At 68.4% G+C, this 21,053-nt stretch carries 25 protein-coding genes and 2 tRNA genes; 9 read left to right on the top strand and 18 right to left on the bottom strand.

Annotated elements, in window-relative coordinates; genetic code table 11:
• Positions 1–4 precede the first annotated feature (4 nt).
• On the bottom strand, positions 5–733 hold the full coding sequence (locus tag ACZ6WN_RS00740) for a DUF881 domain-containing protein (RefSeq protein ID WP_465862052.1): 729 nt from the start codon (positions 731–733) through the stop codon (positions 5–7).
• A 103-nt stretch (positions 734–836) separates the two neighbouring features.
• Between ACZ6WN_RS00740 and ACZ6WN_RS00735 the strand changes: the two genes are divergently transcribed.
• Positions 837–1,298, top strand: coding sequence for a cell division protein CrgA (locus ACZ6WN_RS00735; RefSeq protein WP_465862051.1), 462 nt, complete (start codon positions 837–839; stop codon positions 1,296–1,298).
• Positions 1,299–1,442: 144 nt separating this feature from the next.
• On the opposite strand, the gene ACZ6WN_RS00730 is transcribed toward ACZ6WN_RS00735, so the two are convergent.
• The 6 genes from ACZ6WN_RS00730 to ACZ6WN_RS00705 all read right to left on the bottom strand — a co-directional run bounded on the left by ACZ6WN_RS00730 (position 1,443) and on the right by ACZ6WN_RS00705 (position 6,231).
• Entirely contained in the window at positions 1,443–2,249 is an 807-nt protein-coding gene (locus ACZ6WN_RS00730; protein WP_465862049.1) for a rhomboid family intramembrane serine protease, read from the bottom strand.
• 106 nt (positions 2,250–2,355) lie between these two features.
• On the bottom strand, positions 2,356–2,865 hold the full coding sequence (locus ACZ6WN_RS00725; RefSeq protein WP_465862048.1) for a peptidylprolyl isomerase: 510 nt from the start codon (positions 2,863–2,865) through the stop codon (positions 2,356–2,358).
• A gap of 78 nt (positions 2,866–2,943) precedes the next feature.
• The gene (locus ACZ6WN_RS00720; RefSeq protein ID WP_465862046.1) at positions 2,944–3,279 is read right to left on the bottom strand and encodes a DUF3817 domain-containing protein; all 336 of its coding nucleotides are present in this window, start codon (positions 3,277–3,279) and stop codon (positions 2,944–2,946) included.
• A complete protein-coding gene (locus ACZ6WN_RS00715) occupies positions 3,276–4,151 on the bottom strand; it encodes an SURF1 family protein (RefSeq protein ID WP_465862045.1) in 876 nt (291 codons plus the stop codon). Before ACZ6WN_RS00715 ends, ACZ6WN_RS00720 begins: the two co-directional genes overlap by 4 nt.
• A 22-nt stretch (positions 4,152–4,173) precedes the next feature.
• Positions 4,174–5,076, bottom strand: a complete 903-nt coding sequence (locus ACZ6WN_RS00710; protein ID WP_465862043.1) for a hypothetical protein — start codon at positions 5,074–5,076, stop codon at positions 4,174–4,176.
• Positions 5,077–5,226: 150 nt separating this feature from the next.
• Positions 5,227–6,231, bottom strand: coding sequence for a TauD/TfdA family dioxygenase (locus ACZ6WN_RS00705; RefSeq protein ID WP_465862042.1), 1,005 nt, complete (start codon positions 6,229–6,231; stop codon positions 5,227–5,229).
• A 321-nt stretch (positions 6,232–6,552) separates the two neighbouring features.
• On the opposite strand from ACZ6WN_RS00705, the gene ACZ6WN_RS00700 reads away from it, so the two are divergent.
• Positions 6,553–6,924 carry a hypothetical protein gene (locus ACZ6WN_RS00700; protein WP_465862041.1) on the top strand — a complete coding sequence of 124 codons (372 nt, stop codon included), beginning with the start codon at positions 6,553–6,555 and terminating at the stop codon, positions 6,922–6,924.
• A 3-nt stretch (positions 6,925–6,927) separates the two neighbouring features.
• Here the strand turns inward: ACZ6WN_RS00700 and ACZ6WN_RS00695 are convergent, their stop codons facing one another.
• The gene (locus tag ACZ6WN_RS00695) at positions 6,928–7,347 is read right to left on the bottom strand and encodes a MarR family winged helix-turn-helix transcriptional regulator (RefSeq protein ID WP_465862040.1); all 420 of its coding nucleotides are present in this window, start codon (positions 7,345–7,347) and stop codon (positions 6,928–6,930) included.
• Between the two features lie 170 nt (positions 7,348–7,517).
• Here ACZ6WN_RS00695 and ACZ6WN_RS00690 point away from each other — a divergent pair, with 170 nt between their 5' ends.
• Genes ACZ6WN_RS00690 through ACZ6WN_RS00680 form a run of 3 tightly spaced genes read left to right on the top strand, consistent with a single transcriptional unit; the run spans position 7,518 to position 8,922 of the window.
• Entirely contained in the window at positions 7,518–7,916 is a 399-nt protein-coding gene (locus ACZ6WN_RS00690; RefSeq protein WP_465862039.1) for a DUF1304 family protein, read from the top strand.
• Positions 7,917–7,966: 50 nt separating this feature from the next.
• Entirely contained in the window at positions 7,967–8,308 is a 342-nt protein-coding gene (locus ACZ6WN_RS00685; RefSeq protein ID WP_465862037.1) for an ArsR/SmtB family transcription factor, read from the top strand.
• A complete protein-coding gene (locus ACZ6WN_RS00680) occupies positions 8,305–8,922 on the top strand; it encodes an SRPBCC domain-containing protein (protein ID WP_465862036.1) in 618 nt (205 codons plus the stop codon). The genes ACZ6WN_RS00685 and ACZ6WN_RS00680 overlap by 4 nt, the downstream gene beginning before the upstream one ends.
• On the opposite strand, the gene ACZ6WN_RS00675 is transcribed toward ACZ6WN_RS00680, so the two are convergent.
• Genes ACZ6WN_RS00675 through ACZ6WN_RS00665 form a run of 3 tightly spaced genes read right to left on the bottom strand, consistent with a single transcriptional unit; the run spans position 8,895 to position 12,429 of the window.
• Positions 8,895–10,229: an MFS transporter gene (locus ACZ6WN_RS00675; protein WP_465862035.1), complete on the bottom strand. Its 1,335-nt coding sequence runs from the start codon at positions 10,227–10,229 to the stop codon at positions 8,895–8,897. The two genes, ACZ6WN_RS00680 and ACZ6WN_RS00675, sit on opposite strands and share 28 nt — an antisense overlap.
• Positions 10,226–11,083: an SDR family NAD(P)-dependent oxidoreductase gene (locus tag ACZ6WN_RS00670; RefSeq protein WP_465862034.1), complete on the bottom strand. Its 858-nt coding sequence runs from the start codon at positions 11,081–11,083 to the stop codon at positions 10,226–10,228. Before ACZ6WN_RS00670 ends, ACZ6WN_RS00675 begins: the two co-directional genes overlap by 4 nt.
• Positions 11,080–12,429 (bottom strand): flavin-containing monooxygenase, encoded by a 1,350-nt coding sequence (locus ACZ6WN_RS00665; protein WP_465862033.1) that lies wholly within the window; start codon positions 12,427–12,429, stop codon positions 11,080–11,082. The genes ACZ6WN_RS00670 and ACZ6WN_RS00665 overlap by 4 nt, the downstream gene beginning before the upstream one ends.
• A gap of 122 nt (positions 12,430–12,551) precedes the next feature.
• Between ACZ6WN_RS00665 and ACZ6WN_RS00660 the strand changes: the two genes are divergently transcribed.
• A complete protein-coding gene (locus ACZ6WN_RS00660) occupies positions 12,552–13,187 on the top strand; it encodes a TetR/AcrR family transcriptional regulator (protein WP_465862031.1) in 636 nt (211 codons plus the stop codon).
• 241 nt (positions 13,188–13,428) lie between these two features.
• Here the strand turns inward: ACZ6WN_RS00660 and ACZ6WN_RS00655 are convergent, their stop codons facing one another.
• The 4 genes from ACZ6WN_RS00655 to ACZ6WN_RS00640 all read right to left on the bottom strand — a co-directional run bounded on the left by ACZ6WN_RS00655 (position 13,429) and on the right by ACZ6WN_RS00640 (position 15,233).
• Positions 13,429–13,755 carry a DUF6980 family protein gene (locus ACZ6WN_RS00655; protein ID WP_465862029.1) on the bottom strand — a complete coding sequence of 109 codons (327 nt, stop codon included), beginning with the start codon at positions 13,753–13,755 and terminating at the stop codon, positions 13,429–13,431.
• Between the two features lie 243 nt (positions 13,756–13,998).
• Positions 13,999–14,071: transfer RNA gene (locus tag ACZ6WN_RS00650), tRNA-Ala, on the bottom strand.
• Positions 14,072–14,088: 17 nt separating this feature from the next.
• Positions 14,089–14,208 (bottom strand): DLW-39 family protein, encoded by a 120-nt coding sequence (locus ACZ6WN_RS00645; protein ID WP_357333689.1) that lies wholly within the window; start codon positions 14,206–14,208, stop codon positions 14,089–14,091.
• An 80-nt stretch (positions 14,209–14,288) separates the two neighbouring features.
• Positions 14,289–15,233: a hypothetical protein gene (locus ACZ6WN_RS00640; protein WP_465862027.1), complete on the bottom strand. Its 945-nt coding sequence runs from the start codon at positions 15,231–15,233 to the stop codon at positions 14,289–14,291.
• Positions 15,234–15,305: 72 nt separating this feature from the next.
• Between ACZ6WN_RS00640 and ACZ6WN_RS00635 the strand changes: the two genes are divergently transcribed.
• Positions 15,306–16,235, top strand: a complete 930-nt coding sequence (locus ACZ6WN_RS00635) for an MBL fold metallo-hydrolase (RefSeq protein WP_465862025.1) — start codon at positions 15,306–15,308, stop codon at positions 16,233–16,235.
• Between the two features lie 134 nt (positions 16,236–16,369).
• Positions 16,370–16,840, top strand: a complete 471-nt coding sequence (locus ACZ6WN_RS00630; protein ID WP_465862023.1) for a hypothetical protein — start codon at positions 16,370–16,372, stop codon at positions 16,838–16,840.
• 131 nt (positions 16,841–16,971) lie between these two features.
• Here ACZ6WN_RS00630 and ACZ6WN_RS00625 read toward each other — a convergent pair.
• Positions 16,972–17,045: transfer RNA gene (locus ACZ6WN_RS00625), tRNA-Ile, on the bottom strand.
• Positions 17,046–17,200: 155 nt separating this feature from the next.
• On the opposite strand from ACZ6WN_RS00625, the gene ACZ6WN_RS00620 reads away from it, so the two are divergent.
• Entirely contained in the window at positions 17,201–17,692 is a 492-nt protein-coding gene (locus tag ACZ6WN_RS00620; protein WP_465862022.1) for a type IV toxin-antitoxin system AbiEi family antitoxin domain-containing protein, read from the top strand.
• Positions 17,693–17,757: 65 nt separating this feature from the next.
• On the opposite strand, the gene ACZ6WN_RS00615 is transcribed toward ACZ6WN_RS00620, so the two are convergent.
• Together ACZ6WN_RS00615 and gyrA are read right to left on the bottom strand one after the other, a co-directional pair.
• On the bottom strand, positions 17,758–18,312 hold the full coding sequence (locus tag ACZ6WN_RS00615; RefSeq protein ID WP_465862020.1) for a DUF3566 domain-containing protein: 555 nt from the start codon (positions 18,310–18,312) through the stop codon (positions 17,758–17,760).
• Positions 18,312–21,011 carry a DNA gyrase subunit A gene (gene gyrA, locus ACZ6WN_RS00610; protein WP_465862018.1) on the bottom strand — a complete coding sequence of 900 codons (2,700 nt, stop codon included), beginning with the start codon at positions 21,009–21,011 and terminating at the stop codon, positions 18,312–18,314. The genes ACZ6WN_RS00615 and gyrA overlap by 1 nt, the downstream gene beginning before the upstream one ends.
• Between the last annotated feature and the right edge of the window lie 42 nt (positions 21,012–21,053).

The raw sequence follows: 21,053 nt of genomic DNA, 5'->3' as shown, positions 1-21,053 counted from the left end.
TGTCTCACTTCTGCTGAGGCAGGGGCTTCGCGTATTTCACGTCGAGCAGGCCGTCGTACGCCGGCGCGGTGAGGTAGGTCAGCGGCTTGAGGAACCAGCCGATCTGGACGTTGGGGTCGCTGGCGTCGGCCCGGTAGTTCTGCACGTGGTCGTCACGGTCGATCGCGGCCTGCAGCCGGTCGGGGTCGCCGACCGCCTCGATGACGTACGGCTGGGGGTAGGGGACGCCGTCGAGCTGCACCGTGCTGCCGGAGCACTTGATGCCGGTGGTGGTGATGATCCGCTTGCCGGCGATCGTGATCGCCTCGGCGCCACCCGCCCAGAGCGCGTTGACGACCGCCTGGATGTCCTGCTGGTGCACGACGAGGGAGTTGGGGTCGTCACCGGTGTAGCTCTGCTGGACCTCCGAGGGCGCGTCGCCCAGGACGATCTGCATGCCGGCGCCGCTGTGGTCGGAGGTGCCGGCGGGGTCGGCGAGCCTCGCGGACTGGTGCTGGAGCTTCTTGACGTCCTTGTCGGTGACGCCGCTGGTGAGCCCGTCCACCTCGCTCTGCAGGTCGGCCAGCTGGGCCTCGAGGCGGTTGTAGCGGATCCGCTCGCCGTCGACGAGCGTCGCCAGGTCCTCGTAGCGGCCCGGACGCAGGTCGGTGCCGTCGGCGTTCACGAAGCTCACCGCGAGCAGGCCGCCGCAGAGCAGCACCACGATGGGCGTACCGACCCTCCACGAGGTCACGCGGGACCATCGCTTTGGTTTAGAGGTGGGGTTAGCCTGGGTTCCGGAGCTCACGACCATTAGGGTATGCGCAGCAATCATATTTGTCTGAGGAGCATCACCCGTGGCCAAGCTCAAGCTCTCGAAGAAGAGTGATCTCGACCTTCCCAAGGAGCCGATCTTGACTCCCCGCTTCGGGGTCGCCCTGCTGCTGATCGCCCTCGGTATCGGCTGGATCGTCTACTACTACGTCGGGGTCCGCCCCAACGAGGTCGGTGGCGACTTCACCGGGCCGAAGCCGGTGCAGAAGCTCGAGGGGTGGAACTACCTGATCGGCTTCGTCCTGCTCTTCCTGGGCCTGGCCGTCGCCGCCCACCCGAAGACCCCGCTGGGCCGTGGCCGCGGCGTCGTCGTCGGCATGCTCGGCTGCTTCGTCATCGGCCTGATCTGGATCTGCGTCTTCTACGTCTTCGCCAACGACCACCTGGACAAGATCTGGGTCTTCAACGACCTGGGCCAGAAGAACCTGCTGGTCGGCATCGGCTTCATGGCGGTGGGCTTCACCTTCGCCACGAAGTGGGAGTGACCCCTTCGTAGACCTGCGAAAGCGGCGCAAACCTTTGGTTTGCGCCGCTTTGCGTTACACGGGTGTAGTTCTCCACAGCCTCATCCACACCTGTGGATTTGTCCACGCCGTGAAAACGCCCCGAAAACACCTACCTCGAAGGCGTCAGAACATCAGGATCCGTACGCCGATCAGCGCAAGCAGCGCCAACGTGAAGGCACCCAGCGCAGCCCATTGCAACGGCGCCTTCCGGTCGGCCCGGAACTGGGTGAAGATCCAGGCGACCACCAGGCCGCCGAGGAAGCCACCGACGTGCCCCTGCCAGGAGATGCCGTTGCCGAAGAAGGTGATGCCTGCGTTGATCAGGAGCACCGGCAGCAGCGGAGCGAGCGACTGCCCGGCTCTCATGAACAGGACCACCAGGACGCCCAGGAGCCCGAAGATGGCCCCGGAGGCGCCGACGGTCGAGCCGGCCGGCGCTGAGGCCCAGACCACCAGGGCAGAGCCCGCCAGGCCGGAGATCAGGTAGAAGACCAGGAACCGCAGCCGACCCACGATCGGCTCGAGGAACGAGCCGAGCATGTAGAGCGACAGCATGTTCACGGCCAGGTGGATGATCAAGACGTGGGTGAACGTCGAGGTCAGCAGCTGCCAGAGCGCGCCGTCGTCGACTCCTGGCATCCAGGTGTAGCCGCTCGCCCGGCACACGTCGTTCGGCATCGCGAACCCGCCGTCCGGCGTGAGGCAGTAGCCCTGCAGACGGATCGCGAGGAAGTCGGCGATCCTCGACCCGGACCCACCGGTGAGCACGATGCTCAGCCAGACCAGGACGTTGACGCCGATGAGCGACAAGGTCACCGGGAGCGCCCGGAAGCTCACCCGCGCGCCGGTGAAGCGCTTGGGCTGACGTACGGACTTGTGGCCCTCACGCACGCACTCGGGGCACTGGAAGCCGACCGAGGCGGGCGTCATGCAGTCAGGGCAGATCGGGCGGCTGCAGCGCTGGCAGCGGATATGCGTCTCACGGTCGGGGTGGCGGTAGCAGACCGGCACCCCGACCGGGGTCGAGTCGGACAAGCTAGACGATCTCGACGGTCTCGATGACGACCGGCTCGACCGGGCGGTCCATCGCGCCGGTCTTGGTGCTGGAGATCGAGTCGACGGCCTTCTTCGACTCCTCGTCGGCGACCTCACCGAAGATGGTGTGCTTGAAGTTCAGCCACGGCGCCTGGCCGGTGGTGATGAAGAACTGCGAGCCGTTGGTGCCGGGGCCGGCGTTGGCCATCGCGAGCAGGTAGGGCTTGTCGAAGGTGAGCTCGGGGTGCGGCTCGTCCTTGAAGGTGTAGCCCGGGCCGCCCGTACCGGTCCCCAGGGGGCAACCGCCCTGGATCATGAACCCGTCGATGACACGGTGGAAGCCGAGACCGTCGTAGTAGGGAACACCGGAGCGGCCGGCGTCGTCCGTGTACTCCTTGGTCCCCGTCGCGAGGCCGACGAAGTTGGCGACCGTCTCCGGAGCGTGGTTGGGGAACAAGGTGATCGTGATGTCACCGTGATTGGTGTGGAGGATGGCCTTCTGGTCAGCCATGACCTGCCCTTCCGACATTGGGATTGGTACGGGATGTAACCCCTCGATCCTCCCACAACGTCGGTCGCGGACCAGAGGTCAGGAGGTCGCGCCCTCGGTCAGCTTGGGTGCGATCCGGGCGGCCACGCGGCGCTCGACCCAGAAGATCAGCCCGGGGATCAGGCCGGCGATCATCATCAGCAGGAACTCGGGGATCGTCCAGCGGGCCTTCTGCGTCAGCAGGAAGGCGACGATCACGTAGATGATGAAGATCCAGCCGTGCGCGACCCACAGCGGCGTCATCGCCTCGCCGAAGGACTGCAGAGCGGTGCCCTCGGGGAGCAGGTACTTGAACAGCGAGGAGATCGTGCCGACGAGCAGCAGCACGCCCACGACGTACGCAAGCACCTTGTAGGTGCCGAACAGCTTGTTCACGCGTCTGAGCGTACGCGCAGATCCTGAGTGGTTTTCTCAGGGTCTTCTTCGCTGCCGTCGCTCTCGTCATCGTCGCCCTCGTCGTCGGGCCGGGGGCGGAGGGTGTCGCGCACGTAGCGCCACCACACGTAGATCCCGAAGATCCCGAACAGCCACCACTCGATCGCGTAGAGGAGGTTGCGCAGCCCCGTCGTGGCCTCCGGCTCGGGCAGCTGCGGCGCCGGCACGTCGGCGACGTCCGTGGCGCCGTCGTTGACCGGCATCGAGCTGGACGGCCAGTTGTCCTCGACCGGCGAGCGCACGACATAGGCGCTGTAGAGGTCGTAGCTGGTGCGCGAGATCAGGTCGGAGACGTCCAGCTGCGGGAAGACGTTGTCGGACTTGCGGTCGTCGGCGACGTCGGTCCAGTCGCTGGGCTGCAGCCAACCCGTGACGGTCACGTGGCCGCGCGGCGCGGGCGGTGCGGTGCCGACCTCAGGGGTCCAGCCCCGCACGACGTAGACGGCCGACTCGGTGTCTTCCACGAGCACCGGCGTGACGGCCCAGAAGCCGACCTGAGAGCCGCGCTCCATCCCGTCGATGAAGATGGTCTCGTCGGGCATCCAGATGCCGGAGACGGTCACGGGGCGGCCGATCTGCTCCCATGGGAAGGCATCGTTGGGGCCGATCAGGTCGGTGAACGCCTTCGGCTTCGCGTGGACCAGCTCCGCGACCTGGTCCTGCTTGTCCTGCTGGCTCGACTGGTATTGCCACACCCCGAGCAGCACCGCGCCGGTCACGAAGATCACCATCAGCGCGTGCGCACCCCACAACCGGGGGGAGAAGATCCCAAGCGGATAGGCACTGCGCGGGGGACTGGTCTGGGCGGCCATAGCACTCCCAGAGTACGGCCCCTCAGTCACAGACCGCGAACGGGACGGGTTCCTCGGTGACCAGGGTCGCGGCGGTCACCGGGCTCGTCACCCGGAAGCCGATCCGCCCCGAGGACGGATCGGCGACCCCGTGGGTGAAGACCTTCTTGTACGCAGCGACCCGATCAGCCAACTTCAGCCGGTAGAACAGGTCGTCGCGGTCCTCGCCCAGACGCAGGGTGGCCAGCCCGCCACCGAACTCGACCGAGTAGGCCTCGACCGGGGCCAGTCGGGTCTTCTCCTTCGGCCCGCCCTCGGCGCAGCCCTTCACGACGTACGTCGAGGTCGCCGGGCCACCGGCGACGGCGAGCATCGTCGGCTGTGCGGCCCAGTTCTCGGTGTCAGGGGTGGCCGCGTTCTTGGTGATCAGGTGGGTCTTCGGGTCGTACGTCGCGCCCTTCAGCGGGCCGACCCCGGCCTTGATCGCCTTCTCCGGCTTGACCCGGTCGGCGACCTTGATGACGAACCCGTCCTTTCCGCCACCGGTGAACCTGGCCTCCCAGGTCACGTCGGCCGCGCCCCACTGGTAGGTGTCCTGCAGACGCTGGTCGACCCCGCGCAGCAGGCCGCCGCTGACCTGGGCAGCCTGCTTGTCGGCCCGGTTCCACAGGTCACGCTGGTCCGCGGGACTCGACCGGCTGGTGACGTCGTCGAGCCCGAAGAGCGACTTCACCTCGTCGTAGTCGGTCACCGCCAGCGTCTTCGCGTCCTCCGGCACGAACGTCATGGCTGCCTGAGCGGGGTCCATGGTCGCTGCGTACACGGGGTAGGTGTCCTCCGACGCCGCCGCTTCCGGCTTCTTCGGCTCGCTGTCGTCCCCGCAGCCGACCAGCGCGAGCGCCAGCCCGACGGCCAGCACGCACATGCCCCATCGCCTCACGTTCACCCCAACGAGTATTCCCGATCGCCGTCACGGTAGGTGGCACATCGGTCCCACTGAGAAGGTGCGCACCCGGCCGGGTGTCAGGAACCGGGTGTCAGGAAATAGATGGAGGCCGCAGGCGAAACACGCCTGCGGCCTCCTGGATCCCGAGCGTCAGCGACCAGCGCCTGTGAGCTCAAGGGATGCGGGAAGAGGCTCGAGCACCGGGTCGATGATCCGCGAGGAGGCCTCCGACCGAGCGACCCGACTGCGGCGCAGGTCCTTGACGGTCGTGAGGCGGCGGAGCCAACGGTCGGTGCCGTCGTAGCGAGCCGTGAAGGGCTTGCGGCCGTGCAGCGCACGGTGGTTGTCGACGATGAGGATCTCGCCGGGAGCCAGCGCGACGTCCTCGACGTTCGCGGAGAGCTCCATGATGAGCAGCTGGAGCGCCCGGTCGGCCTCGACGTCACCCGGCAGCGCCGCCATGTAGGGCGGGTCGAGCCGGACGTCGGGGGCCTGGGGCGAGCCCGAGAGCACCGCGGTCGGCGCGGCGAGCAGCTCGCCCTCGTTGACGCCGGCCTCGCGGAGGTTCCGCAGGTGCTCGTCGTCGGGGTGGATGACGTAGCGCGGCTCGAACAGCGGAGCGTACTCGGGGCCGGTCACGTCGATCGAGCTGATGCCGACCGCGGTGGTCGGGATCATGTCCTCGTTGCGCAGCGAGATCAGCCCGAGGTGGTCGCAGCGGAGGTTGCTGAACGCGTCCTCGATGTGCAGGTCGAGCACGACGTCGCTGCTGTGCCCGGTCTGCAGGCTCTCCTGCTTCTGGATCGGCAGGATGTTGTTGACCAGCTGGCCACCCTGCAGCGAGGACCAGGAGACGGCGTCGCCGAGCTGAGCCATGATCAGGGCGAGCCAGAAGTCGGCCATGTGCGGCGCCTGGGCGTCGGGGTGGTTCCAGTGCGGCGGGGTCGGGCCGGCGGTCACCGGAAGCCCACTGACCACCAGGGCGTCGGTCGCGTCGCCGTAGCGGAATGCACGGATCGCCCGGGCGACGCTCTCGGGAAGCTGACCGCCGAGGAACGGCGCGGTCTCGAGGAACTCCGAGGAGACCGGGCTCTCGAACCGGGCGAGCAACGACTCCGACAGCTCGGCTGCGGCCTGGGACTCTGCCGGGGTCATCTCGACCCGGGTGACTACGGACTCTGCGCCCACAACATTGACCTCTCGGACTTTGCGGTGGAGGGGTTCGTCAGAAGCGTTTCCTGGCGCCCGCACCAAAGGGTTTCCTAAGTTCGGGACCACTTTGTTCCGCCGTACGGAATTCAAACGAGTGATAGGTCCAAATATCGAGACGATAGGTATTAGTCCCCTTGCGCAATCGCCGTGAACCTGTTTAGGGAATGTATCTTCCTTGCGGTCTGTCAGTTACCAGCAATTTGCCCGTCTGGTGCGGTTTCTCGAAGAATCACGCAGCCCGTTCCGGCCCCTATCCTGAGCACCATGACTGCGATGACGCCTCCGGGAGCACCACCGCGAACGACGGCAGGGTTCGGCGGCTCGACGGCCGACGTGGTGCTGACGATCGTCCTGATCGTGCTCGGCTTCGGCGCGAGCGTCATGGCCAGCTTCTTCGGCGCGCTCTCCATCATGGCCAGCGACGGGTGCTCCGAGACCTGCAGCTACACGATGATGAACATCGGCATCGCGGTGATGGTCTTCACCCCGTGGATCTGCTGGCTCGTCTTCGGCATCTGGGGGATCGTCCGCCTGGCCCGCAAGAAGCTCGCCGTCCTGGTCGTGGTCGCCGGCGGCGTGCTCGCGGTCGCCCTCTACGTCGTCGGGCTCGTCCTCCTGCTGGCCACCGCCGGCTGAGCGTCACCGGTACGGATCGACGAGCTCGCGCAGCGAGGTGAGCGCCTCCCGAAGGGCGGACGCCAGCCGGGGGCCGAGGTGCTCGTTCCACTCCTGCTCGACGCCCATCACCACCTCACGTGCGCGGTCGGCGGCCTCCTGTCCTGCCGCCGTGAACCTGATCAGCCGCGCGCGGCCGTCGACCGGGTCCGGGACCCGCTCGACGAGCCCCTCACGCTCCAGCGCCGCGACCAGCACGCTCGCGGTCTGCTTGGTGACCTGCGCCTGCTCGGCCAGATCGACCAGGCGCGAGCCGTCCTCGGCGATGCGCTGGGCGAGCCGAGCCTGCGCGACGGTCACGTGGTAGCCGGCGTCCCGCATCGCGGAGATGACGCGTTCGTCCATCGCCCGGTAGGCGATGAGCATGAGCGTTGCGACGTCCATCGAACCCCTTGACACTGTGCGGCGGCCTGGTCAATATGGTCAGTAAGACTGACTATCATACCGCTCTCCGGTGTCCAGACAGCCGTCTGTTCACGGGGCTCCGCCGGACGCGTGTTGCTTCCACGATCTCCGCAGCCTCGCGCGCCGAGGCCCGTCCCGAGCAGGCCACCATGAACGCAGTCGCACAGCTCAGCGCCGCCATCGCCGCGCTCATCCTCATCGCCGTCTTCCCCTTCGAGGCCTTCTTCATCCACCGCCCCGAGGTCCAGCGGTTCCTCGGGATCGAGCCGCACGGCATCCGCAACGTCCACCTGTGGTCGTTCTGCATCGGCGCCCGCAACGCCCTCGCCGGGGTCGGCACGCTCATCGGCCTGTGGATGGTCAACTTCGGCGACGAGTCCACCGGGGTCACCGTCGTGGTCGTCACCTGCATCTACATGCTGGTCGCCTCGCTCTTCATGGGCATCGCCGACGCCCTCGGCTTCTGGCTCCCGCGCGGCGGCAGCGTCAGGGGCACGGTCGCCGCCTCGGTCCTGCCTGCGATCGCGCTGATCGCGATCGCGGTGTGACGACCTCATATTCCTTGACAGGAATATTCCGTCTGGAGCATATTTGAGGCGTGCCCACCCGAGACGTCTTCAGCGTGATCGCCGACCCGACCCGTCGGCAGATCCTGGACCTGCTCCGCCAGCGCGAGATGGGGGTGGGCGAGCTCGTGGAGACCCTGGGGCTCGCCCAGCCCAACGTGTCCAAGCATCTGCGGACCTTGGGTGAGGCAGACCTGGTCCACGTACGCATCGACGGACCGCGCCGTCACTACCGGCTGCGTCCCGGCCGGCTCCGGGAGCTGGAGGAGTGGCTGGCGCCCTACCGCCGGATGTGGGCCGAACGCCTGGATGCGCTCGAGCGTCACCTGGACCAGCTCGATGACCCGGCACACAAGGAGGAGAGCGAGAGATGACCACGACGACCGGACCCATGGGCGAGGTGATCCGCGACGGCGAGCGGATCGGCCTTCGCTACGTACGCCTGCTCGACCATGCACCCGAGAAGGTGTGGCGGGCCCTGACCGAGCCGGACGGCCTGCGGCACTGGTTCCCGACCGACATCGTCGGTGAGCGAGCCGTCGGCGCGCGCCTGAGCCTCCCGTTCTGGCCCGAGGGCCTGGAGCTGGCGAGCACCACCGAGGCGATCGAGGAGATGGGGGTCGACCCGGGCAGCTTCGTCTCGGAAGGGGAGCTGCGGGTCTGGGACCCGCCTCGGACCTTCGAGTTCACCTGGGGGATGGACGGTCGCGAGGAGCTGACCGACCTGCTCCGCTTCGAGCTCGAGCCCACCGGCGACGGCACCCGCCTGACCTTCACCACCTGGTTCGGCGACCCCACCCCGAACACGGACAGCGCCGTCGGCTGGCACGTCTGCCTGGACCATCTCGCCGGTCTCCTCGACGACGGCCCGGCATCCCCGACCGAGGAAGCCTCGGCCCTCGTCGTGCAGCGGGTGATGGCGCGGTCGGACGAGCTGCGGCCGGCGTACGCCGCCCGGCTTCAGGACGCGGTCGGGTCGAGCTCGTAGCGGCGCTGCAGCAGGATCGCCCCGGTCATCAGGACGGCGGGCACGATCGTGAACCCGACCACCACGGCCACCAGCGCCGAGTGCGGCTGCACGATCTGCTCGCCGGCGGTGCCCGACACGAAGCCACCGATCCCGAGCACCCCGGCGTACAGGTAGGGGCCGAGCGCGGTCCCGAGCGCCTCGGTGGCCGTCCAGGCTCCGGTGTAGGCACCCGCACGGGAGACGCCGGTGGAACGGGCCGCGTCCACCACGTCGGGCACCATCGAGAACGCGAACAGCTGCAGGCCGGCGAAGGCGACACCGAGCGCGACGACCGCGGGCGCGACGACCACGATCCCGACCGCCGCCCCGGCCAGGAGCACGAGCGAGCCGGCCACGAAGATCGACTGACACAGCAGCAGTCCGCGCTGCTTGCCGATCCTGCGCGAGAGGGCACGCCAGCCGGGCCCGGCGATCAGGGCGGGGCCGAGGAACAGGCCCATCAGCAGCGCCGTCAGCTTCTTGTCGTCGAAGATGTGGTCGGTCACGAAGGGCAGCGCGGCCAGGAACAGATGGGTCGTGGTCCCCGTCAGCAGGTAGGACAGCACCAGGAACCGGAAGCTGCGATCGCGCCAGGCCACGCGGAGGTCGTCGAGCACCGAGTGGGCCGACCCCCGCTCCGGAGGCCGCACCCCGCACTCGGCGGTGAGCCGCCGGACGCCTCGGATCGCGACGAACGCGGTGACCACGATGACGACACCGAGGACGACGGCCATCCGGGCGTACGCCGAGCGGGTGCCGGACGCCGTCAGCGCCGGGGCCACGACACCCGCACCGAGCAGCCCGACGGTCAGGAAGGCCATCCGGTAGACGAAGACGCGGGTGCGTTCGTGATAGCCGATGTCGAGGTCCGACGCCGTCGTCAGGTAGGGCACCTGGAAGCTCGCGAAGAGCAGGTTGCCGACGACGAGCCAGCAGCACACCCACGCGGCGGCCGACCAGCCGTCGAGGCCGGCGGGGACGGCGAACAGCGCGGCCATCGCCACGCCGAGCAGTGCTCCGCGGGTCATCATTGAGCGACGGTGCCCGAGGCGTACGGCCTCACGGTCCGAGCGCGAGCCGAGCATCGGGTGGACGATCACGTCGATCACCTTCGGCGCCAGGATCGTCAGGCCCGCCAGGAAGGGCGCGACGCCCAGCACGTCGGTGAGGAAGTAGAGCAGCAACAGGCCCGGGACGGTGACCCAGACGCCCATCCCGACCGAGCCGATGCCGTACTCCGACAAGGTCCCGACGGGTGCTCGGCGCACCGCCGGCAGCGTGGTCATGCCAGCTCCCGGTGCCTGCGCACGACCCCGGCGGCGAGGTCGGCCGAGTCGAAGGCGCCGGCGCGCGCCCGCTCGGCCAGCGTGCGCCGCACGATGCGGTCCGACACCGCCGGCAGGTGGCGTGCGATGAAGAACTCGACCGCTCCCTTGCGCGTGGTGGTGACGTCGCGGCGTACGCGGGTCGACAGGGCCGCGCGCACGATCGCGTCCACCACGCCCTCCAACGGCTCGTAGGTGCTCATCCCCTCCAGGGAGAGCCCCGCGGCCGCGGTCGAGTCGTGGATCGGGCTGCGCACCGCCGACGGATAGACGCAGGTGACCCCGACGTGGGTGCCGAGCTCGTGGCGCAGCGCATCGGCATAGGCGACCATCGCCCGCTTGGACGCACCGTACGCAGCAGCCAGCGGCAGCTGGAGCACGGCCATCCGCGAGGCGACCATCACCACGCGGCCCCGGCTGGCGACGAGTGCTTCGACGCACGCCCCGGTGACCCGCCAGGTGCCGACCAGGTTGATGTCGAGCTGGCGGCGTACCTCCTCGCCGGGAGGCAGCTCCGCGGGAGCCGGACCACCGATGCCCGCGTTGTTGACGAGGACGTCGAGCCCTCCGCCCAGCCTCTCGACGGCGTCGGCGACCGCCGTCACGACGCCGGCGTCGTCGGTGATGTCGCACGCGATCACCGGATACAGCTCATCGCCGGTCGGGCGGAGGTCGAGCCCGACGACCTGTGCTCCCTGGGCCACCAGCCGGGCGCCCAGCGCGCGGCCGATGGTGCCCGACGCTCCGGTGATCAGGACCCGCTTGCCGCGTACGTCCTGCTGGTTCTGCCTGCTCTGTCTGCTCTGCTTGCTCATGCGCGGGCTTCCTCACTGGTGGTCGACGGTGTCCGCGACCGGCCGGCACGACCGGTGCCCGCCGCGATCTCCCGGGGTACCGCGGCGACGTACTGGTCGAAGTCGATGCGCATCATCGGCCGCTTCGTCCCCCACCGCGCCAGCGCCGCGGCGTACGCCTTGGTCACCGCGGCCCGCTGCGCGGCAGGTGCGGGGAGCTGATAGCGGCCGCTGAAGCAGGCTGCGGCGAGCTTGGCCTGGGCCTCGACGACCGGCAGCGCGGCGCCGGTCGACTGCATCAGCCCGGTGAAGGCCAGCGTGGGGTCCTCGAGGTGGAAGACCCGCATGAACAGCGGCATCGACTCGGGGTCGTCGCCCGTCCACTCACTGCCCAGGAACGGCAGGCTGACCTGGTAGCCGGTCGCCCAGACGATGACGTCGACCTCCTCGGCGCTCCCGTCCGTGAACCTGACGGTGGTGCCGTCGAAGCGCTCGATCCCTGGCCGCGCGACCACCTCGCCGTGGGTCAGCCGGTGCAGGATCGTGTCGCTGATCGTCGGATGGTTCTGGAACAGTCCGCCGGCCGGCGCCGGCAGTCCGTACGCCTCCGGCCGGCCGACCGCGACCCGCAGCATCGTCTCGGCGATCCGCTGCCGGAGACGCCAGGGGAGCCGGGCGAGGGCGGCGCCGGTCGCGTCTGCCGGTCGGCCGAAGAGGTACTTCGGCACGATGTGGGTCCCGCGCCGGGCCGAGAGCAGCACCGGTCCGTCGCTGACCTGCGAGGCGTCGACGGCGATGTCCATCGCCGAGTTGCCCATCCCGACGACCAGCACCCGCTGACCTGCGAAGACGCTCGGCGAGCGATAGTCGTGGGCGTGCATCTGGCGACCCGCGAAGTCGCCGGGGTAGGCCGGGCCCGGCCAGCGCGGATCCCAGTTGTGACCGTTCGCGACCACGACCGCGTCGTAGGACTCGGTGGTGGCGCCGTCAGGCCCGGTCGCGGTCACCTCCCACCCCTCACCGGTGCGTCGTACGCCGGTCACGGTCGCACCGAAGCGGATCCGCTCGGTCACGCCGTGCTCGTCGGCATAGGCCGCCAGATAGCCCGCGATCATGTCCGCGGAGGGGTAGTCGGGCCAGTCGGCCGGCATCGGGAAGTCGGCGAACTCGGTCCGGCCCTTGCTGGTGTTGAGGTGGAGGCTCTCGTAGGCGGACGACAGACCGCTCGCGTTCTCGCGTGCCCACAGCCCGCCCGGACGGTCACCGCGCTCGAGCACGGTGACCGACAACCCTTCCTCGAGCAACGCCTTCGCCGCGGTGAGCCCGGCCGCGCCGGCGCCGATCACCGCCACGTCGGTGATGTCCATGAACCCTCCTGAAGTCTCCGGATGTCTCCGAATCGGCGTCAGTCAATCGCATGATGGAGAGCAGGACAAGGTTCTTCCGAGGATTTCTCCAACAAGTGATGGAGACCGTTATCCTCGGGCCCATGAGCGGCGACGACACCCACAGTCGAGAGCGGATCATGGTCGCCGCGACGAATCTCTTCGCGGAACGTGGTTACGACGCCACCAGCACGCGCGCGATCGCGGACGCCGTCGGACTCAACATCGCCACCGTCGCCTACCACGTCGGGAGCAAGCCGCAGCTCTACCGCGAGGTCATGCGCCGTGCCCACGACGCCCAGCGCGCGGTCGTGCTCGACGCGCTGAAGCACCTCGAGTCCACGGGCCCGACCCCCAGCGAGACCATGGCTGGGCTGATCGACTTCGTCGATGCGTACCTCGCCTTCTGCCTCGAGCACCGCGAGGTGCCGGCGCTGTGGATGCGGCGCTGGCTCTCGGAGGGCAAGGACCTCATCGAGTTCGAGAGCGACCTCGCCGGTCCGCTCATCGCCGACGTCGCGAGCGCGGTACGCGCTGCTCTGTCCCGCGCCGGCATCGGTGCCGACGTCGACGTGGAGATGCTCGTCTTCACCATCGTGTGGACCGCCCACTCGTTCGCCCAGGCCGGCATCATCGACACCGACGGCAACCGCGTCCCCACCGGCGACCCCGCGACCCTCGACCGCTTCCGCAACCACCTGCACACCGTCATCGACAGAGTGATCCCGACACCCGGCTGACCAGCCGGAACCGCGCGTACGTCCCGTGAGAATCAGGCGCGACCGTATCGGTCAACCCTGACTCAGAAGTGGTGGAGCTTAGGGCAAGCATGGGGCTGGCGGGCAGCCCCTGACGTACAAACCCACCTCGGCTCGACTCGTCGAGGGCTGGAGAACGTACGCCGCTACGGCTGCCCCGCCCTCGTCATCAGCCGAAGGAACCGGGGCACATTTGTCGGTGCGTCGGCTGGTTGGTGGGCAGCTAGTTGACTACGGCCAACCACCAGCCGTAGGCGAGCATCGCTGGCGGCGCGTCTTTCGGCTCCAGGCCCAACTCCTCGAGGAGGTCGAACCATTGGTCGGATCGGCTTTCGGGCAATCCGGCTCCGCAGAACGGGCAGAACTGAATGCCTCGCCACGAGTGGGCAGATCCTTCTGGTCCGTCGTGGATCCAGATGCCGTATTCGTCGAACTCGGGGCTGTAGCCGATGAGGTAGTCGCCGCACGATCCGGTCTCGGGGTGCGTGTCGCATCTGAGCTCGGCCTGCACTTGGAGTTGGTCGCAGCAATGTGTGTGGCTGACCGGCATGGGTGAATGATGCCGGAGAGAGTGAGCGCTTCGTCAATGACTGGGCGCTCTTCTTCATGTGCGCGGCACGTCGGGGACCAGCCGGAGGCCGCGTGCCCTCGGAGGGCGCCTCTGATGAGACCGAGGATGGGGATGGGGATGGCGACGACAATGACGCGGCCTAGTCAGGGAGTTCGTCAGGATTTCTCCCTTGGACCATGACTCAGGCTTACTCGCTCTCGCGTTGTGCCTGGTCAGAGTGGGTGGAGCGTAGGGGACTCGAACCCCTAACCCCCTGCTTGCAAAGCAGGTGCGCTACCAATTGCGCCAACGCCCCGGACGGGTGTCCGTCGGTCAGTTCACCTTGTCGGTCGCTTCGGCCCAGTGACCCTTCTCGGGGTTGGACTGGTCGAGCTTCTTCTTGGCGAGGAGGATGCCAGCCGCGGCCAGCAGTACGAGGACGATCTTCTTCATGTCTTCTCCTGCGAGTCGTGGTGAGCATCGCTGCCCGTTAGACCAGGAAAGCGTACCGGCCCGCCATGAGGCGTACGAAATCAACCGGCCTCGGGGTCGGGGGCCAGGCCCAGGGATGCGATGGGGGTGAGGGTCATGTGGGTGCTCGCCCACATCCGGCCGGTCAGGATCCCGAACCCGTACGCCGAGGGCCGGCTGTAGGGGGAGGCGCCGGACTCGTAGGTGGTGATGAGCTCGCCGGAGACCTCGACGATGGCCTCGGCCATGTTCGGGAACCTGAACTTGCGCCGCACCGCGCCGACGCCGCCGTCGGGCTTCTTCTCGCAGACGAAGATCGTGCTCGGCCGGTGCCGGCCGAACGAGGAGGAGAAGACGTACTCGTCGCGGCGCACGACGACGCCCTGGACCTTCGGCGGGGTGGTGGTCGAGAGGACCGGCTCGGAGAAGTCCCACTCACCGTTCGCGCTCTTCTCGTAGGCGAACAGCGTCTGGTTGCCGAAGCCGCCGACGTAGAGCCGGTTGCCACGGATCCGGCAGTAGGAGCCGGCCGCCACCTTCACCGGTGCCTCGATCGGCTCGACCTCGGCGGCCTTCTCCGCCTCGCGGATCGCGGACAGCGAGTAGCGGTAGAGCCTGCCGGCGCCGCCGGCACCCTTGGACACCCAGACGTCGTCGCCGTCGACCGCGACGCCGCCGGCGTGACCCGGTCCTGACTTGCCGTTGTGGCCCACCAGCAGCACCTCGGCGACGGTCTTGCCGCTCTTCAGCTCGACCAGGACCAGCGCCGAACCCTTGGCATGGGAGTAGTAGCTCTGGGCCAGCACATTGGTCTCCGGGTCGTAGCCCAGCCCCTGCGGCGTCCAGTCGTCGGCACCGCCGGTGGCCAGCGTGTTGGGGATGAGCGGACCGACCCGCCCACCCATCCGCCGCCCCCACCTCTCGGTGCGCTTCATCCCGCCCCGGACCCATCGGCGCGTACGGCCCGGGATGGAATCGAGGTCGAACGGAAGGTCGATCTTCGTCATGATGGTGATGTTCGCATGCGGTTCCTACCGTGGGCGGATGGCCCACCGTCCGAGAGTCGCTACGTTCCCTCTGTGACGAGTGATCCCACTGCCTCTGCTGCCACCCCGACGACCCGCGAGATGCTCGGCGCCCTGGGTGGCTTCGGCCGCGGCCTGCTGCGCCCTCGGCGTCCGGATGAGCGCCTCCTCGCCGCGATCACCGACGCCGGGCTGCCTCCGGGTGATCGAACGGTGACGGTACGAACGATGCCCCAGGTCCCGCGCGCCCTCCCCGCCGGCGGCCTCATCGAGGGTGCCGGCCTCCTCCGACGCGGACGCAACGCGATGACCTGCTTCGTCATCAGTCATCCCGAGGCGACGTTCGTGGTCGATCCGTCCTACTGCCGCGACGCCCCAGATCGAGCGCTGAGCGAGCTCCCGGTGCTGCTACGCCGCCTGGTCACTCCGCCCGCGGACACGGTTTCCACCGTCGACTCGCTCCACACGGCACAGGTCAGTCCCGACTTCGCTCTGCCGACCCACGCGCACTGGGACCACGTCTGCGGCCTCCTGGACCTGCCCGGCCTCCCGGTACACCTGCGGACCACCGAACGCGACTGGATCCTCGGCCCCGGTCGCCCGCCCGTCGGCGGCGTACGCCCGGCCCTGACCGACGGCCGGCCGGTGGAGACGTACGACCTCGACGGCCCGCCCGTCGCCACCTTCACCGCCTCCCACGACCTGTTCGGCGACAGCTCCGTCCTGCTGGTCGAGCTCGCCGGCCATACGCCGGGCAGCATCGGCGTCCTCGCCCGGACCGCCTCCGGCTGGGTCCTGATCGCCGGCGACGCCGCCTGGCACTACGACCAGATCGACCTGATCAGGCAGAAGCCCGCGTTCCCCGGAGACCTCGTCGACGAGGACCGCGACGCCGCCTTCGCCACCCTCCACCGCCTCCACCTGGCTCGTCACCTCATGCGGGTCGTCCCGACCCACGACCACGACGCGTCCAGTCGGCTCTGAAACGAGTCGGAACTGGGGACAGCATCGCGTCTCATCTGGATTCGCGCGCGCCGATTGCCTCTGACTGATGGGATGACTGCGTGACGGATCGCCCACTCCTACGCGCGCTTGGTCTGGCCTCGTGCCTCATCGGCATGACCGCGCTGACAGCGTGTGCCCCGATCTACGGTGCGGACTTCGATTACCCGGACGAGCCGCCCGTGCCACCCAACGCGACGGTCATCGCGGACGCGAAGGGCTGGGACGACGACGACCCCATGCGGGGCCTGGAAGTCGTGATCGATATCGGGAGCGCCGAGCAGGCTGACCTGGTCGAGTTCTACCGCGAACGCTTCCCGTCCGCTGAGGGCTGGATGGAGGGGACGGCCGCTCCGGAAGATGCAGACTGGCACGTGTTGTGCCTCGTCAGTCACGAGGACGAGCGTTTTGATGAGTACCTGGAGGTCTTGCCGTACGACCACGATTCGTACGACCGCGACCTCAAGTCGGCCGGACCAGGCCGATACCTGGTCTCGATCAGCCGCCTCCACGCGAGGCCCGAGCAAGGCGAACGTACTGCCGACCAGTGTGGTCAGGCCTCCGTCTGGTTTCCCGTGGACCCGTAGGACCGTCATGAGTCGCGCGGCGGATCCTTGGTCACCCCTCGGCCACCATGACCACGGGGCGCGGCGACAGCGGCCGAAAGCCAGGCCCGAAAAGCAGAAACGCCCCGAACCGGAGTTCAGGGCGAGTGCTGTGCGCTTAGGAGGACTTGAACCTCCGACCCCCACATTATCAGTGTGGTGCTCTAACCGTCTGAGCTATAAGCGCAGGCGCCAACTGGAGGGTGGAAGCCCCTACCAGCAGGCGAGAGGAAACATTACCCGGCTGCTGCCCGAGGCACCAAAACGATGACACCCCATCGACCCTGGGGAGGTCCTTCCGAACCTGCTTCGGACAAACCTCCCCAGGGTGAGGGTTCCAGCATGTCCGACTCGGAGGACCTGTCGACGATCTTCGCGCGCGAGGATGCGGCGCGGATGCTGGATGCACAACGGCGGATGCAGCACGGCGTCGCCAGCTATGCGCAGCTCACCGCGGGAGGGCTCAGCAGGGTCGACATCGAGCGGGCCGTACGCCGCAACGAGCTGCGCCGGGTGCACCCGCGCGTCTATGTCGACCACACCGGACCGCTCACCTGGGAGCAGCGCGCCTGGGCAGCGGTGCTCTATGCCGATCCAGCCGTGCTGTGCCGGACGAGTCTCGAGGCGCCCAGGGGCCGCGACGACGGTCGGCCGATCCACGTCGCGATCGACCACTCCCGCAGGGTCATGCCTCAGACCAGCGTCGTCATCCACCGGATGCGGGGCCTGGAACTCGAGGCGTACGGAGGGAATCCGCCACGCCTCAGGGTCGAGGACAACGGCTGGAGCGGGCCGGTGCGGAGCTGCGGCCAGGAGTGCCCCCTGAACGAATGAACCTGGGGAGGGTCATCCGAACGGTGTTCGGATGACCCTCCCCAGGTTGCGAGCTTCGGGCGGGCTCAGTTCTCGGTGAGCTCGACCTCGACGCCGCCGAGCAGGGCGGCGGCCATGTTGTAGAGGAACGCGGCGAGGGTGGCGACGGCGGTCATGAGGACGATGTTGACGACCGAGACGACCATGGTGAAGCCCATGACGCGGGCCAGACCGAGGTAGTCCTGCACGTTCCAGCCGGCGCTGGAGTCACCGACGACGTCCTGGACCGCCTGGTTGATCGAGTCCCACACGCCGGCGGCACCGAGCACCGACCAGATCACGAAGACGGCGACGATCACCACGACGCTGAGCGCGATCGAGAGCAGGAAGGCCATCTTCATGACCGACCACGGGTCGATGCGACTCAGGCTGAGCCGGGCCCGGCGAGCCGAGGCGCTGACCGCGTCCCGCTCCGCGCCGGCAGGGCCGGAGGTGCGGGCGGTCGAGGCTACCGCGGAGGTCGTACGCCTGGCCGCGTTGGCGACCGTGTCCGTGATCCGCTGGGTCACCGGCTGTGCGGTCTCGTTCCGCTCGGTCATCGCGACTCCCCCGGTCGTGCGGTCGGCGGTGCGGTCCGTCATCAGGATTCATCTTCCGTCGTGGTCTCGGACGACGCTCCGTGCTCGTCGTCTCCACCGATTGTTACATCATCTGCAACCTCTGTCCCGGTGACGACGTCATCGTCGACCTCGCGGGCCTCGACGGAACGCGCCACGACGGCGACCGAGTCACCCTTCTTGGGCGAGACGAACTTGACGCCCTGGGTGGAGCGACCGGTCGGCCGGAAGTCGGCGTTGATCGGGCTGCGTACGACCTGACCGGTCGCGGTGATCGAGAGGATCTCGTCGCCGTCGACCACGATGAACGCACCGACCAGACCGCCGCGGTCGGCGTTGGCCAGGGCCATCGTCTTGATGCCCAGACCGCCGCGGGACTGCAGCCGGTAGTCGGAGATCTTCGTACGCTTGGCGAAGCCGCCGTCGGTGATGGTGAAGACGAACTGCTCCTTGACCTCGTCGGGCGACTCGGCACCGGAGACGGGAGCCGCGACGTCCGCGGTGTCCTCGTTGGCCTCGGAGAGCCCGGCCGCGATCTCGGCGGCGACGTGCTCGGCCCGGATGACCGACATCGAAAGCAGCGAGTCGCCCTCCCGGAACTTCATGCCGGTGACACCCGAGGTCGCCCGGCCCATCGGCCGCAGCTGGTTGTCGTCGGCGCGGAAGCGGATCGCCTGACCCTTGCGGGAGACCAGCAGGATGTCGTCCTCGGAGTTGACCAGCTCGGCGCCGATCAGCTCGTCGTCGTCCTCGCGGAAGTTGATCGCGATGACGCCGGCCTGACGGGGCGAGTTGTAGTCGCCGAGACGGGTCTTCTTGATCAGACCGGAGCGGGTGGCGAGCACGAGGTACGGCGCCTGCTCGTAGTCGCGGATCGCGAGCACCTGGGCGATCGACTCGTCCGGCTGGAACGAGAGCAGCCCGGCCACGTGACCACCCTTGGCGTCACGCGCCGCCTCGGGCAGGTTGTAGGCCTTGATCCGGTAGACCCGGCCGGCGGTGGTGAAGAAGAGCAGCCAGTGGTGGTTGGTGGTCGAGATGAAGTGCTCGACCACGTCGTCGCCGCGCAGCGTGGCGCCGCGTACGCCCTTTCCACCGCGCTTCTGGGTGCGGTACTCGTTCGCGAGGGTGCGCTTGGCGTAGCCGCCGCGGGTGATCGAGACGACCAGCTCCTCATCGGGGATGAGGTCCTCCATGGAGAGGTCGCCGTCGGCCGCGATGATCTGGGTGCGCCGGTCGTCGCCGTACTTCGCGACGATCTCGTCGAGCTCGTCCATGACGATCTGACGCTGACGGGTCACGTTGGCGAGGATGTCCTCAAGGTCGGCGATGATCAGCTCGAGCTCGGCGAGGCGGTCGACGATCTTCTGTCGCTCGAGCGCCGCGAGGCGACGCAGCTGCATGTCGAGGATCGCGTTGGCCTGGACCTCGTCGATGTCGAGCAGCCGGATCAGGCCCTGGCGGGCGTCGTCGACCTCGGGGGAGGAGCGGATCAGCGCGATGACCGCGTCGAGCTGGTCGAGCGCCTTGACCAGGCCGCGCCAGATGTGGGCGTCCTCCTCGGCCTTGCGCAGCCGGAATGCCGTACGCCTCCGGATGACGTCGATCTGGTGCTCGACCCAGTTGGAGATGAACTGGTCGATCGAGAGCGTGCGCGGCACGCCGTCGACCAGCGCCAGCATGTTGGCGGAGAAGTTGGTCTGCAGCTCGGTGTGCTTGAGCAGGTTGTTGAGTACGACCCGGGCGACAGCATCGCGCTTGAGCACGACCACGAGCTGCTGCCCGGTGCGGGAGGAGGTGTTGTCCTTGACGTCCGCGATGCCCTGCACCTTGCCGGTGTCGGCCAGGTCGGCGATCTTCTGGGCGAGGTTGTCCGGGTTCACCATGTAGGGGAGCTCGGTGATGACCAGGGTGGTGCGGCCCTTGTTGTCCTCGTCGACGTCGATCACCGCACGCTGGGTGATCGAGCCGCGGCCGGTGCGGTAGGCCTGCTCGATGCCCTCGCGGCCGACGATCAGCGCGCCGTTGGGGAAGTCGGGGCCCTTGACCCGCTCGATCAGCGCGTCCTGGAGCTCCTGCTTGGTCGCGTCGGGGTGCTCGAGCGCCCACTTGGCGCCGGCGGCGACCTCACGCAGGTTGTGCGGCGGGATGTTGGTCGCCATGCCGACCGCGATGCCGGCCGAGCCGTTGACCAGCAGGTTCGGGAACCGCGCCGGCAGGATCGCCGGCTCCTGGGAGCGGCCGTCGTAGTTGGGGCCGAAGTCGACGGTGTCCTCGGTGATGTCGCGGACCATCTCCAGCGCCAGCGGCGCCATCCGGCACTCGGTGTAACGCATGGCCGCGGCCGGGTCGTTACCGGGCGAGCCGAAGTTGCCCTGACCGTGGATCAGCGGGTTGCGCATCACCCACGGCTGCGCGAGCCGGACCAGGGTGTCGTAGATCGCGGTGTCACCGTGGGGGTGGTAGTTACCCATCACCTCACCGACGACGCGGGCGCACTTCGAGAAGCCGCGGTCGGGGCGGTAGCCACCGTCGTACATCGCGTAGAGCACCCGCCGGTGGACGGGCTTGAGGCCGTCACGTACGTCAGGCAGGGCCCGACCCACGATGACGGCCATCGCGTAGTCGATGTAGCTCGACTGCATCGAGGCCTGAAGCTCGACGGTCTCGATCCGGCCACCGGCAGCGGTCTGCCCGGAGCCTTCCGGAGGAGTCTCGGTCACGATTTCACTTTCTGCGTGCGTCTATCGGTATTTAGGGCCTCA

This window comes from Nocardioides sp. NPDC054178 (assembly GCF_055585005.1).
Note: the sequence above shows the minus strand (reverse complement) of the source record. Positions and strands in the feature narration are given on the sequence as shown.